The organism is Thalassolituus maritimus (assembly GCF_900156675.1).
Taxonomy (GTDB): Bacteria; Pseudomonadota; Gammaproteobacteria; order Pseudomonadales; family Oceanobacteraceae; genus Thalassolituus; species Thalassolituus maritimus.
This window is the reverse complement of record NZ_FTOH01000003.1, coordinates 289,382-307,161: the sequence shown is the minus strand read 5'-3', so window position 1 is coordinate 307,161 and position 17,780 is coordinate 289,382. Positions and strand designations below refer to the sequence as shown.

Sequence of the window (17,780 nt, the reverse complement as noted above, 5' to 3'; positions counted from 1 at the left end):
GCCATTGCGGCGCTGAGGAGAATATCATGCTCGATATCAATCACATTCTGGTAGTGCTGGATAAACACGACGAAGAGCAGCCTGGCCTGCACCGCGCTTGCTGGCTGGCGAACGCGCTGGATGCCGACCTGACATTAATCACCTCGGCGTGGGACAGCTTTGGCGACCAGGCCTCACAGTTGGCAGACACGACCGCAAGTAGTGTTAAGCAAGCCCTCCTGCGCCAGGCGCAATTCTGGCTGGATTCGCTTACTGAGCTGGATAGCTGCAAACGCCTGCGCGTTAATACAGAAGTTCATTGGCAGAAGCACCTGCACGATGCCGCCATTGAATCGGCTCGCGATACGGAGTTTGACCTGGTTATTAAGTCGACTCAGAAACACGGCCTGATCGATCGGCTGTTCTCGCACACTGACTGGAACCTGATGCGCCACTGCCCGGCGCCTGTCATGATGGTTAAATCATCCGATGCCTGGAAGCGCAACCGTATACTCGCCAGTATTGATGCCACCAGCTCAGACAAAGGGCACACTCTTATCAATGACAACATTTTGTCTTATGCAGAGCATCTGGCTGATCACTTTGATACGGACCTGCATATTGCAAACGCTTACCCTATGGTCGCTGTCGCCCTCGCCATGGTGCCTGAGGTTTCTCCACCAGAAGACATTCAGAATTACATTACTGACCAGCATAAAGAGGCAACAGCTCGCTGGGCCGAAAAGTTCAACGTCGCTGAAGATCATGTCCACATACTTGAAGGTGATGCTGAACAAGTCGTGCCGGATGTGGCCGCAGAGATTGAAGCCGATCTCGTCGTCGTTGGCACTGTCGGTCGCGAAGGTCTGAGCGGTGTCCTGATTGGCAACACAGCAGAAGCGCTCGTCGATAAACTCAGTTGCGATGTATTAATCATTAAACCCAAAGACGGCGTTAATCCTGATATTGAATAGCCCACATATCGCGTAACCCCGTAAGTCGAGAGAATATGAAATCCGCTGATAAGCAGACAAAGAACCTCCTGATTATTGCGCACTGCCCCTCTGAAAATCTGGCCCGTCTCCGTGACGGGCTTATTTCTGGCATAGAAAAAGCTGGCGCTAATCTCACATTCACCGCCAAAGCACCGTTAGATGCAGGCGTCGATGAACTCATGCAAGCCGAAGGAGTTATCTTATTAACCCCTGAAAACCTGAGCTATATGTCAGGTGCAATGAAGGACTGGTTTGACCGCGTTTATTACCCGGTGCTGGATAACAAACAGGGACTCCCCTGTATAGCCATCGTACGTGCAGGCCACGACGGCACAGGCACTGTCCGCGCCCTGCAAACCATCACAACCGGATTACGCTGGCGCTGGGTTCAGGAACCAGTGGTGCTCAGAGGTGCGTGGCAGGAAGCATGGCTGGACGAAGTCGGTGAGATTGGTGAGGCCATCGCAACCGCTCTGTCAGAAGGTATTATTTAGCAGGATAAAAAAACGCCGACCCGAAGGCCGGCGTAGAGGGGGAGCAATCATAACGGTTGTTTTGCAACAACCGTAAGCTCAGATACGACATTCACGTATCAGTTCCTCAAAGTTTTATTTTCTTAAGCCTTTTTTCGATAAAACTTCTTCTATTTCGACAAGACACGCCGGATCATCGATAGTTGACGGAGTTTGGTACTCCTCACTGTTAGCGATGTTGCGCAACACCTTACGCAGAATCTTCCCTGAGCGGGTTTTCGGTAGACGCTGGACAACCACAGCATGACGGAAACTGGCAACGGCACCGATGTTGTCACGCACTCGCTGAATGACTTCGGACTCCAGAGTCGCTTCATCGATCGTCACACCATCTTTTAACAGAAGAAGCCCCAGGGGCTCTTCGCCTTTGAGGTCACTGGCCTGGCCAATCACAGCGCATTCCGCAATTGCATCATGACCTGCCACGACCTCCTCCATTTCACCGGTCGACAAGCGGTGGCCTGCGACATTGATGATGTCATCGGTGCGTCCCTGAACAAACAGGTAGCCATCCTTATCGATGTAACCGCCATCACCCGAAACGTAGTAGCCATCGAAGGTACTCAGATAACCATCCACAAAGCGGTCGTGGTTGTTCCAGATCGTTGGCAAGCAGCCCGGGGGCATAGGTAATCTGATGGCAATACTGCCCTGCTCACCGGCAGGCACAGGCTTGCCGTGACCATCTAGAATGTGAACATTAAAACCAGGAGACGGACGCGTTACCGAGCCCGGTTTCGTTTCCGCAAGACCATAGCCCACGTGATTTCCCGCAATAGCCCAGCCAGTTTCTGTCTGCCACCAATGATCAACGACGGGCCGTTTCAGGTGCCCGACCACCCAGTCGTAAGTGGGTGGATCAAGGCGCTCACCGGCCATGAAAATGGTTGTTAATGCGCTGAGGTCGTACTGTCCGGCAAGAGCACACTCCGGGTCTTCCTTACGTACAGCACGAAACGCCGTTGGTGCAGCAAATAAGGCCTTCACCTTATATTCAGCACACACCCGCCAGAAGGCTCCAGCGTCTGGTGTTTTAACCGGCTTGCCTTCATAAAAGACCGTAGTACAGCCAGTAATCAAAGGCGCATAAACAATATACGAATGCCCAACGACCCAGCCCACATCCGATGCCGCCCAGAAGACATCCCCCGGACCTATGTTATAGACGGAATCCATGGAATAACGCATCGCCACGGCATGACCGCCATTATCGCGGACAACCCCTTTGGGCTTACCAGTAGTTCCTGAGGTGTAAAGAACATACAGGGGGTCCGTCGACAACACAGGCACACAGTCCGCCGGAGATGCCGACGCCAGCGCCTCTTTCCAGTCCAGATCAAAACCAGCAATCAGGTCACAAGGATGCTGCTCTCGTTGCAGTACCACACAGGAATCAGGTCGGTGACTTGCCATCGCCAAGGCATCATTCACAATCGGTTTATAAGGGATAATCCGGTCGACTTCTATTCCGCAGGAGGCCGTGACAAGCACTTTAGGCGTTGCATCATCAATACGGACGGCTAATTCGTTGGGCGCAAATCCACCAAACACCACCGAATGAACCGCCCCGAGACGAGCGCAAGCCAGCATAGCAATCGCGGCTTCAGGCACCATCGGCATATAGATAACAACCCGATCTCCCTTTTCTACGCCCCGGGCAGCCAGCACGCCTGCGAAAAGCGCCACTTCTTCAGTTAATTCACGATAGGTATAAGAGCGTTTGCTTCCAGTAACAGGCGAGTCGTAAATAAGTGCAGCCTGATCGCCACGGCCATTCAGAACGTGATAATCGAGTGCCAGAAAAGAGGTGTTCAATTCACCATCGGCAAACCAACGGTCTATTCCATTCTTATCCTGGCTGAGTACCTTGGTTGGTTTTTTAAACCAGTGCACTTTTTCTGCCTGTGCAGACCAGAACGCCTTTGGATTGTCGCGAGCTTCGCGGTAATCGGTTTCATACATCATTAGCCACCTCCAAGTATTCGTTCAGAATACGAAAGTCGACTAACAGCGCCTATTCGACTTAGGGATAGAATCGCGGTTGCTCTTAAAATAAAAAAGCCCGCGACTGAAACAGTGGCGGGCTTTTATATCGTCTGACTTCAGCTAAGACTTACCAGCCAGTCAGTTCCTTCAGTGTCTTACCGATATCAGCAAGGCTCTTACAGGTTGCTACACCAGCATCATTGAGCGCTGCGAATTTCTCGTCGGCAGTGCCTTTACCGCCCGAGATAATCGCGCCGGCATGGCCCATGCGTTTACCAGGAGGTGCAGTCACCCCTGCGATGTAAGAAACCACAGGCTTGGTCACGTTCTCTTTGATGAAAGCTGCCGCCTCTTCTTCGGCGGTACCACCAATTTCACCGATCATTACGATGGCTTCAGTGGCAGGGTCTTCCTGGAACATTTTCAGGATATCAATGAAGTTTGAGCCAGGGATCGGGTCACCACCGATACCAACACAGGTCGACTGGCCGAAACCTTCGTCAGTGGTTTGCTTAACCGCTTCGTAAGTCAGAGTACCTGAGCGGGATACAATACCCACTTTGCCTGGCAGGTGAATATGACCAGGCATAATACCGATCTTACATTCTCCCGGAGTAATAACCCCTGGGCAGTTCGGACCGATCAGCTGCACACCAAGCTCATCGCACTTAACTTTTGCATCCAGCATATCCAGAGTAGGAATGCCTTCAGTAATACAAACGATCAGTTTGATACCGGCATTTGCCGCCTCAAGGATTGAGTCCTTACAGAACGGCGCAGGTACATAAATCACAGACGCTTCAGCCCCTGTAGCGTCAACCGCCTCAGCGACAGTATTAAACACCGGAAGACCAAGGTGCTCAGTGCCACCTTTACCCGGTGTAACACCACCAACCATCTTTGTGCCGTATTCAATGGCCTGCTCAGAATGGAAGGTACCTTGAGAGCCAGTGAAGCCCTGACAAATAACCTTGGTATCTTTATTAATTAAAATACTCATTATTTGCCCCCCGCAGCTTTAACCGCTTGCTCTGCAGCATCCGCAAGGCTGGTTGCTGCAATAATATTTAAACCACTTTCAGCCAGAACTTTAGAACCCAGTTCTGCATTGTTACCTTCGAGACGTACAACCACCGGCACTTTTACACCGACTTCTTTTACCGCCCCGATTACGCCTTCAGCGATCATGTCGCAGCGTACAATACCGCCGAAAATATTGATCAGTACGGCGCTGACATTTTCGTCGGAGAGAATAATTTTGAATGCTTCAACAACACGTTCTTTCGTCGCGCCGCCGCCCACATCCAGGAAGTTCGCAGGCTGGCCACCGTGCAACTTAACGATGTCCATGGTACCCATCGCCAGACCAGCACCGTTCACCATACAACCAATGTTGCCATCAAGGGCGACATAGTTAAGTTCGAATTTCGCTGCGTGTGCTTCACGTTCATCTTCCTGAGAAGGATCGTGCATTTCCTGCAGATCTTTGTGCCGATACACAGCATTGCTGTCGATGTTAATTTTCGCATCGAGGCAGTGAAGGTCGCCCTCATTGGTAACTACCAGAGGGTTAATTTCCAGCAGAGCGAGATCTTTTTCGTGGAATAACTTAGACAGACCAAGGAAGATTTTAACAAACTGACTGACCTGCTTACCTTCAAGGCCCAATTTAAAGGCCAGGTCCCGACCTTGGTACGGCTGCGCGCCTACTAAGGGATCAATCTCGGCTTTCAGGATTTTTTCAGGTGTTTCGTGTGCGACTTTCTCAATCTCCACACCACCTTCGGTCGATGCCATGAACACAACACGACGGGAAGAACGATCAACAACGGCACCGAGGTAGAGTTCCTGATCAATATCTGTGCAGGATTCAACCAGAATGCGAGAAACCGGCTGGCCGTTTTCATCTGTCTGATAGGTCACCAGGTTTTTACCCAGCCACTGATTAGCAAAATCGCTGATCTCTTCTTTTGAGCTGACCAGTTTCACACCACCGGCCTTACCGCGACCACCCGCATGTACCTGTGCTTTTACGACCCAACGGTCGCCACCGATTGTGTCGGCTGCTGCAGCTGCCTCTTCCGCTGTTTTTGCCGCCACTCCTTTTGAGACTGGCAGGCCGTACTGAGCGAACAGCTGCTTACCCTGATATTCGTGTAGGTTCATCGCTTTGTCCTGTTCTTACAATTTAACGTTCAGGTCTTGTCTGACGGAGACACATTGTATGGGTTCCGCCATTTCAGAAACTTGTGTGGAAAAGATAGTCCTGATTTTCTGATTAGAGAAATAAGGGGCCAATCCACCGTCGCTGTTACAGTTTAGACAGGTTGTAATAAAGCCACAAAAAAAAAGCCCGGTAAACCGGGCTTTAGTATTATGTCCTGCACACTGTGGTGCATAGACCAGCTTACTTGGCTTTAGGGCGACGATTGGCCTTATGAATGGCCTGATTGTTCACCGCAAGCGCAGCTTCATGCACGGCTTCAGAAATGGTTGGGTGTGCGAACACCATCATGCCCACGTCTTCAGCGCTGGAACCGAATTCCATAGCAACAACGATCTGCTGACAAAGATCACCGGCATTCGGACCGATCACACTGGCACCAAGAATACGGTCTGTTTCAGCATCGGCGATAATCTTCACGAAGCCATCCGTATCTGCAGCAGCCATAGCCCGGCCATTAGCAGCAAACGGGAACATACCAACATTATATTTTTCGCCATTTGCTTTCAGTTCATCTTCGGTTTTACCGACCCAGGCAATTTCAGGGTGCGTGTAAATAACGGAAGGAATGCAGTCGTAATTAATCTGCGCTTTATGACCGGCTATGCGCTCTGCAACCATGACGCCTTCTTCAGACGCTTTATGTGCCAACATAGGACCACGTACTACGTCACCTACAGCCCAGACTCCAGGAGCGTCTGTTTTACAGGTTTCGTCGACGTGAATAAAACCACGCTCATCAAGGTTAACGCCGCAGTCACCTGACAGCAGACCTTCAGTGTAAGGACGACGACCAACCGCTACAATCAGCTTGTCGAACTCTTCTGACTTTTCACCTTCAGAATCCTGATAAGTCACGGTCACTTTCTTACGCTTAACATCCGTACCAGTGACTCGTGCACCGACACGAATATCCATGCCTTGCTTGCCAAACAGTTTTTTAGCTTCTTTAGCTACCGTCTGGTCGACAAGATGAAGGAAATTATCCTGCGCTTCGAGAACCGTAACTTCTGAACCGAGACGACCCCAGACAGAACCAAGCTCAAGACCGATAACACCGGCACCAATAACACCAAGGCGCTTAGGCACCTTAGTAAATTCCAGCGCGCCGGTAGAATCAACAATAACGTCGTCGGCCAATGGCGCTGGTGGAATTTCAACCGGCACAGAACCCGTCGCAATAATTACGTTTTCTGCTTCAAGCACTTCAACGTTACCGCTGTGGTCAGTGAACTCTACCTGCTTGTTAGCAAGCAGTTTACCTGTCCCTTCAAACGACGTTACACCGTTTGCTTTAAACAGCGTCGCAACACCCATGGTCAGGTTTTTCACGATCTGTTCTTTGCGGGCCATCATCTTTTCGATATCGATGGAGACCTTACCGGTAGAAATACCGTGCAGTTCAAATTTCTCGTGCGCTTCTTCATATTTGTGAGAGCTGTCGAGAAGTGCCTTTGAAGGGATACAACCTACGTTCAGGCAGGTGCCACCCAGCACAGGCTTATCTTCTTTGCTGACCCATTTTTCAACACACGCAGTCTTCAGACCAAGCTGCGCACAGCGAATTGCTGCTACATAACCACCAGGACCACCACCGATGACTACAACATCAAATTGTTTGCTCATAATAAATCCTTAAATTTCCGAGACCCTATCAGATATCCAGCAACAGACGCGCTGGATCTTCGAGCAACTCTTTAATGGTTACCAGGAACTGTACTGCTTCTTTGCCATCGATCATTCTGTGATCGTATGACAGAGCAAGATACATCATTGGCTGAATAACAACTTCACCATTCACTGCCATCGGACGTTCCTGAATTTTGTGCATTCCCAGAATAGCAGTTTGAGGAGGATTCAGAATAGGCGTCGACATCAGTGACCCGAAAATACCACCATTTGTGATGGTAAAGGTGCCACCCTGCATATCATTGATGCCCAACTTACCTTCGCGGCCACGCTTACCGAAATCACCAATAGTGCTTTCAATTTCCGCCAGACCCATGCTGTCAGTATCACGCAGAACTGGAACAACCAGACCGCGTTCAGTAGAAACGGCGACACCGATATCCTGATATCCGTGGTAAACCATGTCGTTACCATCGATAGATGCGTTAACCGCAGGGAAACGCTTCAGGGCTTCAGTAGCTGCCTTCACGAAGAAAGACATGAAACCGAGTTTCACACCGTGCGCTTTTTCAAAAGTATCTTTGTACTTTTTACGCAGTTCCATAACCGGGCCCATGTTCACTTCGTTGTAGGTCGTGAGCATGGCTGCGTTCTGTTGCGCCTCGACCAAGCGACGAGCGATGGTTGCACGGAGACGAGTCATAGGAACACGTTTCTCAATGCGGTCACCTTCATCAGCCATAGGTGCAGCGGCGGCAAGTGCAGCAGGTGCCGACTTAGGCGCTTCTGCTTTTGGTTCTGGAGCAGCGGCAGGCGACGGTGCAGAACCACCCTTCAGATGATTAACGACATCTTCTTTAGTAACACGACCGTCTTTGCCAGTCGCCTTAATGGTTGACGGAGCAATGTCATTTTCTTCAACCAGCTTACGCGCAGCCGGGCTCATGATGATGTCACCATCATCAGATGCTTCTGCAGTTTCAGCAGGCGCCGACTCGGTTTCAGCAGGCGCTGAAGAAGACGCAGCATCCACCGCGCCCTCTTCAAAGATTGCCAGCACTTCGTCACTCAGAACCACATCGCCCTCTTCTTTATGAACGGTTTTTAATGAACCGTCCGCAGGAGCGACAACTTCGAGTACGACTTTATCCGTTTCAATATCCACCAGAAGCTCGTCGCGCTGGATGGGTTCACCCGGTTTTTTGTGCCAGGTTGCCACAGTGCCATCAGCGACAGATTCAGGAAAGGTGGGTGCCTTAATTTCGATGCTCATTCGATTTTCCTTAGAGTTCCTGCGATACGTCAGCCCTGGAGATCCAGAGCGTCACGGATTAATTTTTCCTGTTGCTCCAGATGGAGCGCCATATAACCAGCAGCTGGAGACGCAGAGTGATCACGCCCTGCGTACTCAAGATGCCATTTTGGATTCAGGTCATGCGCGACTTTGCGCATATGGTGCTGGCTGCTGTACCAGGCGCCCATGTTCATCGGTTCCTCCTGTACCCAGTAAATGTCCTTGGCGCCTTTGTATGGCTCCAGAATCTTACCGAGGAAGTTATGAGGAAACGGATAAATCTGCTCAATCCGAATGATCGCAATATCGTCGATCTCTTCCGCGCGGCGGCGTTCAAGTAAATCGTAGTAGACCTTACCGGAACAGAGCAAAATTCTGCGGACTTTTTTCGGATTAATATCATCAATTTCGTCGAGACAAGTACGGAAGCGGCCTTCAGCCAGCTCTTCAAGCGTACTGGTTGCCAACTTATGGCGCAGTAACGACTTAGGCGACATCACAACCATTGGCTTACGCAGCGGGCGAATCATCTGACGACGTAGCATATGGTAAACCTGCGCCGGTGTTGAAGGCACACAGATCTGAACATTGTGTTCTGCACAAAGCTGCAAATAACGTTCAAGACGCGCAGACGAGTGCTCTGGGCCCTGGCCTTCGTAGCCGTGTGGCAGCAGCATAGTCAGACCACACAGACGGCCCCACTTGTGTTCACCCGACGAAATAAACTGGTCGAATACCACCTGCGCACCGTTGGCAAAGTCACCAAACTGCGCTTCCCAGATAACCAGAGTCCCTGGTGTCGTGGTTGCATAGCCGTATTCAAATGCCAGTACGGCTTCTTCAGAGAGAAGCGAGTCGTAGATATCGAACTTCGGCTGACCTTCTTCAATATGCTGAAGCGGCACATGAGTGCTCGCGTCTTTCTGGTTATGCAGCACGGCATGACGGTGAGAGAAAGTACCGCGACCAACGTCCTGCCCTGTCAGGCGGATTCCGTAGCCCTGTTTAATCAGAGTGGCGTACGCCATGGTTTCTGCGAAACCCCAGTTGATCGGCAGAGCGCCAGCAGCCATCTTACGACGGTCCTCAAGAATCTTGCCGACCTGACGCTGTACTGCAAAGCCTTCTGGCGGTTCCTGAAGCTGATGCGCGAGTTCCTGCAGCTGCTTCATATCAAACTTAGTATCGCCTTTGGTCGTCCACTCATGGCCGAGGTACGGACTCCAGTCGACGAACAATTCTTTGTTCGGCTCCTTAACCAAGGACTTAACCACGTGAAGACCATTATCCAGAGCCAGTCGGTACTCTTCTTCGAGCTGCTTACTGGTGTCTTCAGTCAGGACGCCCTCTTCAACCAGACGCTTCGCGTAAAGTGTACGGGTTGTCGGGTGGCTCTTAATTTTCGAGTACATCAGCGGCTGAGTACCTGATGGCTCGTCAGCTTCGTTGTGTCCGCGACGGCGATAGCAGACAAGGTCAATCACTACGTCTTTACGGAACTCGTTACGGTAATCAACGGCCAGCTGAGTAACGAAAAGAACGGCTTCAGGGTCATCACCATTCACGTGCAGAATTGGCGCTTCGACCATTTTTGCCACGTCAGTGCAGTATTCCGTTGAGCGGGTATCTTCACGCTTAGAAGTCGTAAAACCGACCTGGTTGTTAATGACGATGTGAACAGTACCGCCGGTTTTGTAAGCGCGTGTCTGAGACATCTGGAATGTCTCCATAACAACACCCTGACCCGCGAATGCTGAGTCACCATGGATACTGACAGGAACCACCTTTTCACCTACAGGGTCACTACGACGGTCCTGACGTGCACGCACCGAACCCTCAACTACTGGAGAAACAATCTCAAGGTGAGATGGGTTGAATGCCAGAGCCAAGTGAACTTCACCGCCCGGTGTCATCACGTTCGAGGAGAAGCCCTGGTGATATTTCACGTCGCCGTGAGATTCGTATTCTGCTTTACCATCAAACTCATCGAAAAGATCTGAGGTTTTCTTACCCAGTGTGTTAATCAGGGTATTCAGTCGGCCTCGGTGGGCCATACCGATCACGATCTCTTTTGCACCGTAAGTACCGCTGCGCTGAATCAGCTCATCCATTAACGGGATAAGAGACTCACCACCTTCCAGGCCGAAACGCTTAACACCTGGATAACGAGAGCCCAGGTATTTTTCCAGGCCTTCTGCAGCCGTCAGACGCTCCAGCAGGTGCATTTTGATTTCTTCACCGTATTTCGGGTGAGAGCGGACGCTTTCGAGACGCTGCTGGAACCAGCGCTGCTCTGCGGTGTTAACGATGTGCATGTATTCAGCACCCACCGTTCCGCAATAAGTGGTTTCTAACGCATCAATGATTTCTTTCAGTGTTGCCTGATCCTGACCGACAAACAGATTCCCTGTCTGAAACACTGTGTCTAGATCAGAGCGAGTCAGACCATGAAAATGCAGATCAAGGTCAGGTACAGTCTCGCGAGTCATCAACGCCAGAGGGTCAAGCTTAGCGTGCTGGTGACCACGGCCACGATACGCGTTGATCAGCTGCAGCACTTTCATCTGCTTGCGCTCGTGTTCGCTGCTCACTGGCGCGGACATCATAGGCTTAGCGCGACGCTGATTCTTTGAAATGAGTAGAAATTGATCCCGGATGGGCTTATGCGGGGTGTCGACGGTGCTGTTTTCGTCAACGCGAGGGAGTTTGTCGAAATAGTTGCGCCACTCTTCGGGCACTTCGTTTGGATCGCGGAGATAGGTTTCGAACAACTCCTCGATGTAAGCAACATTACCACCCGCTAGCTGCGAAGTGCTCCATAGTTGCTCCATTGTCAGTTCGTGCATGTATGACCACCCTGTGTCAATTTCTGAACAAGGGAATGCCACCACAGAGATGCATGCACCGACTCTAGCACAAGGCGAAGTAGAGGGTCGATCGGATAGATCGCAAGGCCTCTGAGGTAGCACCGGGATGCCCGGTTCCCTCAACTGTAAACTAGCTTAGTCAACAATGGGACTTTTTGGGTTCCATTGCGAATAAAATTGTCGACGTAAGCGGGTTGTATGTCCAACCCGACTTACGTCTCATACCACCGGTCGGAAGTGGTACCGTTACACCTGCTGTGACAGCAGCATGTTACGGATGTGTCCAATGGCGCGTGTTGGGTTCAGACCCTTCGGGCAGACATTGACACAGTTCATGATTCCGCGGCAACGGAATACTGAGAACGGATCGCTCAAACCTGCCAATCGCTCTTCAGTTGACGTATCTCGGCTGTCTGCCAGGAAACGATAAGCCTGAAGAAGACCTGCTGGACCAACGAACTTGTCTGGGTTCCACCAGAATGAAGGACAAGACGTTGAACAACATGCACACAGGATACACTCATACAGACCATCGAGCTTCGCACGCTCTTCTGGCGACTGCAGACGCTCAATAGCTGGCGCCGGAGTATCGTTATGCAGGTACGGCTTGATCTTCTCATACTGCTGATAGAACAGCGACATGTCGATAACCAGGTCGCGGATTACAGGCATGCCTGGCAGCGGGCGCAGAACCAGCTTGTCCATTTTGCCTTTGGTCGCTTCAGAAATCGGAGTAATACACGCCAGACCATTCTTACCATTGATGTTCATACCATCAGAACCACACACACCTTCACGGCATGAGCGGCGGTAAGCAACAGAAACGTCCTGTTCCTTAACCAGGTGCAGCACATCCAGCACCATTACGTCTTTACCACCTGGGATGGTAATTTCGTAATCCTGCATGTATGGGGCTTCATCCTTCTCAGGGTTGTAACGATAAACACTAACTAACATATCAACACTCCCCTCTTAATAGGTACGGACTTTAGGTGGGAACGCCTCAACGGTCTTAGGCGCGAAGTTCACCGCACGCTTGCCGATCGTCTTGGTTTCCGGGAAGTACAGTGAGTGACACAGCCAGTTTTCGTCATCACGCTCGGTGAAGTCGTTACGGGCGTGGGCACCACGTGACTCTTTACGTTCAATGGCAGCAACCGCAGTTGCATACGCAGTTTCGTAAAGGTTATCCAGTTCCAGAGCTTCAATACGCGCAGTATTGAACGCATTACTCTTGTCGTCGAGAACCGTGTTCTTAACACGCTCTCCGATTTCTTTGAGCATTTCCAGACCCTTCTCCATGCTCGGACCTTCGCGGAATACACCGAAGTACAGCTGCATGGTTTTCTGAAGATCCGCACGAACAGCAGCAACGCTGTCACCAGAAGTCTGAGTATTCAGACGATTCAGGCGAGCCATTGCACGCTCAATGTCTTCTTCTGTTGGATCAACAAAGTCGAAACCATCTTTAAAGTTCTGCTCAACCTGCAGACCCACCGCACGACCAAATACAACCAGGTCAAGCAGAGAGTTACCACCAAGGCGGTTCGCACCGTGTACAGATACACAAGCGATCTCGCCAGCAGCGTAGAGACCTTCAACAACAACGTCGTTGCCGTCCGCATCAACGGTCAGCGCCTGACCACCGATGTTTGTTGGAACACCACCCATCATATAGTGACAGGTAGGGACAACAGGGATTGGTTCTTTAACAGGGTCAGCGTGCGCAAATGTGCGAGACAGCTCAAGAATACCCGGAAGCTTAGCGTTCAGGGTTTCTTCGCCCAGGTGGTCCAGCTTCAGGAATACGTGATCGCCTTCTTCACCACAACCGCGGCCTTCAAGGATTTCCATAACCATAGAGCGTGCAACAACGTCACGACCAGCAAGGTCTTTTGCGTTAGGTGCATAACGTTCCATGAAACGTTCGCCGTCTTTATTGATGAGGTAACCACCCTCACCACGACAACCTTCAGTCACCAGAGTACCAGCACCCGCAATACCTGTCGGGTGGAACTGCCACATTTCCATGTCTTGCATAGGAACGCCAGCACGAACCGCCATACCAACACCGTCACCAGTGTTGATCAGGGCGTTGGTCGTGGACTGATAGATACGACCCGCACCACCTGTCGCCAGTACAGTAGCCTTAGCTTTGATGTAAACAGTTTCGCCAGATTCGATATCGATAGCGATAACGCCCGCTACCTGACCGTTAGCATTTTTAACCAGATCAACGGCATACCATTCATTCAGGAAGGTAGTACCGCCTTTCAGGTTGCCTTGGTACAGGGCGTGCAGAAGCGCGTGACCAGTTCGGTCAGCAGCTGCACAGGTACGGGCTGCCTGAGTAGGATCGTTAGGACCTTTCGACTGGCCACCGAATGGACGCTGATAAATACGGCCTTCTTCAGTACGGGAGAAAGGCAGACCCATGTGCTCAAGCTCGAATACCGCCTGAGGGCCTACGGAACACATGTATTCGATAGCGTCCTGGTCGCCGATGTAATCGGAACCCTTAACGGTATCGTACATGTGCCAGCGCCAATCATCGTTCGGATCGGCAGACGCGATCGCACAAGTGATACCGCCTTGGGCAGATACAGTGTGCGAGCGAGTTGGGAATACTTTAGTAACACACGCGGTTTTGATACCTGACTCAGTCAGCTGCAGTGCAGCACGCATGCCTGCACCACCACCACCAATTACGATGGCATCAAACGACATAGTTCTGATTTTGCTGCTCATGACTTACACGCTCCAGAGAATATCGATGCCCCAGACCAGGTACGTGAACAGGAAACCTGCCATTACCAGCTGGAAAATAAAACGAAGAGACGTCGACCCGGTGATGTAGTCAGTGGAAATTGTCCACATACCAACCCAGGCGTGAGCACAGATAGAGATCAGTGCCGCCAGGCTGAATACTTTCATCCACACCTGAGAAAAAAGACCGTGCCACTCAGCAAAAGTCAGGTCCGGAGTAGCGACTACGAATCCAAACAGGAACAGAGTGTAAATAGCAAGGATGACAGCTGACAGACGCTGAATCACCCAATCGTAAAGGCCACTACGGCCGAAGTTTGTAACACTGTTTACCATACCCAGACTCCCGCCAGAACGATCACTACGACACCGGCAATCAAGGTGATGATTGCGCCGGTACGACCGCTTTCTTTGGTTTCACCAATTCCCATATCCATCAACAGGTGTTTTACACCCGCCACAAAGTGATAACCCAAAGCAGACAGAATGCCCCAGGTGATGAACTTGGCCAGGCCACCATTCATTACTTCTTTCAGCTCATTGAAAGATTGCTCAGACTCCAGCGAAGCTCCAAGTGCACAGAGCATGAAGGCCACTGCAAAAAACAGAGCAAAGCCAGAAATACGGTGCAGGATGGACGCCTTGGCAGGAAGTGGGAGCTCAATAGTAGTCAGATCCAGATTTTTAGGTCTATTGCTATTCACGGCTCTATTACACTCTTATATGGGCCCGAAACTCCTGTCCGAAATCACTCAGACTGGCCCCGGGCACAGGCTCACGAAGGTTGACGATCTCCCTGTACAAGTCTTGCACAAGTTTGTCGCCGCGACAAATTATAAGCAGCGTAACCGTGTTTTACAAATGGCATGACAGCCTTATGACAGAGCATTCGGCAATTTCACCCCGTATATCTACACTGTTGACTGGTTGAGGTATCCCTGATGATGCTAGCAGTAACCGCACCACCAGCAAATCCCGGCTCCAACGTCAGACATTGGTCGCAGGCTCCGGGTTAACAATCTGAACCATCTATACTTGACTCGAACCAGAAACTTATCATTGCCCTGGCGACAATTGACAAACCAGCTCCACAATCTATAGTTGTGCCCCTTTGTTTGGGGGTAACACCTTAAAAAGTGTTCTCTCCTGTGCTGAAATTCTGGCTGACCAGGCTGAATTTCGCAGCTGTAAAAAGCACAGCGACCGGGAGAGTTGGAGAACTTACAATGTTCTCTGGGGTATTAATCAGATAGCAGGAGGCCTCATTTCATGGCTGACAAGAAAGCAACACTGAAAGTCGATGGCGTAGAAGAAACATTAGAACTGCCGGTATACGAAGGCACCGTAGGACCTGATGTCGTCGACGTTCGCAGTCTGACTGGCAAAGGCCTGTTTACATACGACCCTGGCTTTGTATCAACCGCAGCAACCGAATCTGCGATTACATACATCGACGGCGCAGCTGGCGTACTGCTTCACCGCGGTTACCCGATTGATCAACTGGCTGAGAAGTCAGACTACCTGGAAACCTGCTACCTGCTGCTGCACGGCGAGCTGCCTGATGCAGAGCAAAAAGAAACATTCGTCAGCACCATTAAGAACCACACTATGGTTCATGAGCAGCTGAGCCATTTCTTCAACGGCTTCCGACGTGATGCTCACCCGATGGCTGTTATGTGTGGTGTCGTTGGTGCGCTCTCTGCGTTCTATCACGATTCACTGGATATCCATGACGAGCATTCCCGCATGGTATCTGCACACCGTCTGATCGCGAAAATGCCGACCCTCGCTGCAATGGTTTACAAGTACAGTATCGGCCAGCCGTTCATGTACCCGCGCAACGACCTGAGCTACGCAGAAAACTTCCTGCACATGATGTTCAACACGCCATGTGAAGAGAAGAAAGTAAGCCCGGTTCTGGCAAAAGCAATGGACCGTATCTTCCTGTTGCACGCTGACCACGAACAGAATGCATCGACGTCAACCGTACGTCTGGCTGGTTCAACTGGCGCCAACCCGTTCGCATGTATTGCTTCTGGTATCGCTGCACTCTGGGGCCCTGCCCACGGTGGTGCAAACGAAGCCGTTCTGAACATGCTGAACGAGATCGGCGACGAGTCGAACATCGACAAGTTCGTTGCAAAAGCGAAAGACAAAGAAGATCCATTCCGTCTGATGGGCTTCGGTCACCGCGTTTACAAGAACTTCGACCCACGCGCTAAAGTCATGAAGCAGACCTGTGACGAAGTTCTGGCTGAACTCGGCATGGAAGATGATCCACTGCTGAAGATCGCGATGAAGCTGGAGAAAATTGCGACTGAAGACGAGTACTTCATTAAACGTGGTCTGTATCCTAACGTTGACTTCTACTCGGGTATCATCCTGAAAGCCATCGGCATCCCGACGGAGATGTTCACTGTGATCTTTGCAACTGGCCGTACTCCGGGCTGGATTGCACACTGGAACGAAATGATCAGCGGCAACTACCGTATCGGTCGTCCGCGTCAGCTGTACACTGGTTACGCTAAGCGTGACTACCCAGGCTAACGCCAGGGATAAGAAAAGCCGCTGACCAGCGGCTTTTTTTTCGCCTCGAAGAACTGCACATAAGGATACCCAGTGAATATTCTCTTTATCGGCCTTGGCAATATGGGCGCCCCTATGGCTGCGCACCTCGCTAGCGCAGGCCACTCCCTGACCGTAGCAAACCGCAGCCCTGCCAAGGCTGCCCAGTGGCTCGCCAGCAACCAGGGGCAGGCATTGGCAACGCCCTCTACCCTCCCCGTGCAGACGGAGGCTGTCATACTCTGCGTGAGCCGGGATGAAGACGTCGAAGAGTGGCTGATAGATAACGGTATAATAAATCAACTCAAGCCAGGTGCGCTGATCGTCGATCACAGCACCACGAGTGCAGGCCTGGCCGAACGGATGGCCGCCAAAGCCTCAGAGAATGGCGTATATTTCTGTGATGTTCCCGTATCAGGCGGTCAGCAAGGTGCTCAGAATGGTCAGCTATCACTTATGGCGGGATGTGATTCCAACGCCTACGAGCGACTGGTAGATCTCACAGCACCATACACAAAAGCCATTGCGCACATGGGCGATCCGGGCTGTGGCCAGAAGACCAAGATGGTCAATCAGATCTGTGTCGCCGGACTGATTCAGTCTCTGGCCGAAGGGATCCACTTCGCTCAGGAAAGCGGCCTTGATCCAAAGAAGGTCATGGAGCTTGTCGGGCAAGGTGCCGCCAGTAGCTGGCAACTGATCAACCGCCACCAAACCATGATAGACGGCGACTACGACCATGGGTTCGCTGTCTCGCTAATGCACAAGGATCTGCAAATCTGCCTGCACGAAGCCAAAGCAGAAGGCGTTTCTCTGCCCATCACCGAGATTGTGGATAGCTATTACCAACAGCTCGAATCGGGTGGAAACGGCAATAAAGACACGTCATCCCTGCTTTTACGACTACAGCAGCGCGAATAAAAGCAAGAAGCAGAACGACAC

The 17,780-nt window shown here is 51.2% G+C and carries 14 protein-coding genes; 4 read left to right on the top strand and 10 right to left on the bottom strand.

All coding sequences use genetic code 11. The features are described from left to right. Positions 1-26: 26 nt before the first annotated feature. Both uspE and BW941_RS06285 read left to right on the top strand, forming a co-directional pair. Positions 27-953 (top strand): universal stress protein UspE, encoded by a 927-nt coding sequence (gene uspE, locus BW941_RS06290; protein WP_076514768.1) that lies wholly within the window; start codon positions 27-29, stop codon positions 951-953. Positions 954-988: 35 nt separating this feature from the next. Continuing rightward, positions 989-1,468 carry a flavodoxin family protein gene (locus BW941_RS06285; protein ID WP_076514767.1) on the top strand — a complete coding sequence of 160 codons (480 nt, stop codon included), beginning with the start codon at positions 989-991 and terminating at the stop codon, positions 1,466-1,468. 114 nt (positions 1,469-1,582) lie between these two features. On the opposite strand, the gene BW941_RS06280 is transcribed toward BW941_RS06285, so the two are convergent. The 10 genes from BW941_RS06280 to sdhC all read right to left on the bottom strand — a co-directional run bounded on the left by BW941_RS06280 (position 1,583) and on the right by sdhC (position 14,977). Then, positions 1,583-3,472 (bottom strand): propionyl-CoA synthetase, encoded by a 1,890-nt coding sequence (locus BW941_RS06280; protein WP_076514766.1) that lies wholly within the window; start codon positions 3,470-3,472, stop codon positions 1,583-1,585. A gap of 148 nt (positions 3,473-3,620) precedes the next feature. After that, positions 3,621-4,493 carry a succinate--CoA ligase subunit alpha gene (sucD, locus tag BW941_RS06275; RefSeq protein ID WP_068436618.1) on the bottom strand — a complete coding sequence of 291 codons (873 nt, stop codon included), beginning with the start codon at positions 4,491-4,493 and terminating at the stop codon, positions 3,621-3,623. Beyond that, positions 4,493-5,659 carry an ADP-forming succinate--CoA ligase subunit beta gene (gene sucC, locus BW941_RS06270; protein WP_068441725.1) on the bottom strand — a complete coding sequence of 389 codons (1,167 nt, stop codon included), beginning with the start codon at positions 5,657-5,659 and terminating at the stop codon, positions 4,493-4,495. The genes sucD and sucC overlap by 1 nt, the downstream gene beginning before the upstream one ends. 241 nt (positions 5,660-5,900) lie before the next feature. Next, the gene (gene lpdA, locus BW941_RS06265; protein WP_076514765.1) at positions 5,901-7,343 is read right to left on the bottom strand and encodes a dihydrolipoyl dehydrogenase; all 1,443 of its coding nucleotides are present in this window, start codon (positions 7,341-7,343) and stop codon (positions 5,901-5,903) included. A gap of 28 nt (positions 7,344-7,371) precedes the next feature. Beyond that, positions 7,372-8,619 (bottom strand): 2-oxoglutarate dehydrogenase complex dihydrolipoyllysine-residue succinyltransferase, encoded by a 1,248-nt coding sequence (gene odhB / locus BW941_RS06260; protein WP_076514764.1) that lies wholly within the window; start codon positions 8,617-8,619, stop codon positions 7,372-7,374. Positions 8,620-8,648: 29 nt separating this feature from the next. After that, positions 8,649-11,486, bottom strand: coding sequence for a 2-oxoglutarate dehydrogenase E1 component (locus tag BW941_RS06255; protein WP_076514763.1), 2,838 nt, complete (start codon positions 11,484-11,486; stop codon positions 8,649-8,651). A 267-nt stretch (positions 11,487-11,753) separates the two neighbouring features. Then, positions 11,754-12,464, bottom strand: coding sequence for a succinate dehydrogenase iron-sulfur subunit (locus BW941_RS06250; RefSeq protein WP_068441712.1), 711 nt, complete (start codon positions 12,462-12,464; stop codon positions 11,754-11,756). 15 nt (positions 12,465-12,479) lie between these two features. After that, complete coding sequence (sdhA, locus tag BW941_RS06245) at positions 12,480-14,255, bottom strand: succinate dehydrogenase flavoprotein subunit (protein WP_076514762.1); 1,776 nt, start codon at positions 14,253-14,255, stop codon at positions 12,480-12,482. Between the two features lie 3 nt (positions 14,256-14,258). Then, positions 14,259-14,609: a succinate dehydrogenase, hydrophobic membrane anchor protein gene (gene sdhD, locus BW941_RS06240; protein ID WP_068441705.1), complete on the bottom strand. Its 351-nt coding sequence runs from the start codon at positions 14,607-14,609 to the stop codon at positions 14,259-14,261. Further along, the gene (sdhC, locus tag BW941_RS06235; RefSeq protein WP_076514761.1) at positions 14,603-14,977 is read right to left on the bottom strand and encodes a succinate dehydrogenase, cytochrome b556 subunit; all 375 of its coding nucleotides are present in this window, start codon (positions 14,975-14,977) and stop codon (positions 14,603-14,605) included. Before sdhC ends, sdhD begins: the two co-directional genes overlap by 7 nt. Before the next feature lie 565 nt (positions 14,978-15,542). On the opposite strand from sdhC, the gene gltA reads away from it, so the two are divergent. Both gltA and BW941_RS06225 read left to right on the top strand, forming a co-directional pair. Further along, positions 15,543-16,820 (top strand): citrate synthase, encoded by a 1,278-nt coding sequence (gene gltA, locus BW941_RS06230; RefSeq protein ID WP_068441699.1) that lies wholly within the window; start codon positions 15,543-15,545, stop codon positions 16,818-16,820. A 72-nt stretch (positions 16,821-16,892) separates the two neighbouring features. After that, positions 16,893-17,759, top strand: coding sequence for an NAD(P)-dependent oxidoreductase (locus BW941_RS06225; RefSeq protein WP_076514760.1), 867 nt, complete (start codon positions 16,893-16,895; stop codon positions 17,757-17,759). The last annotated feature ends 21 nt before the right edge of the window (positions 17,760-17,780 follow it).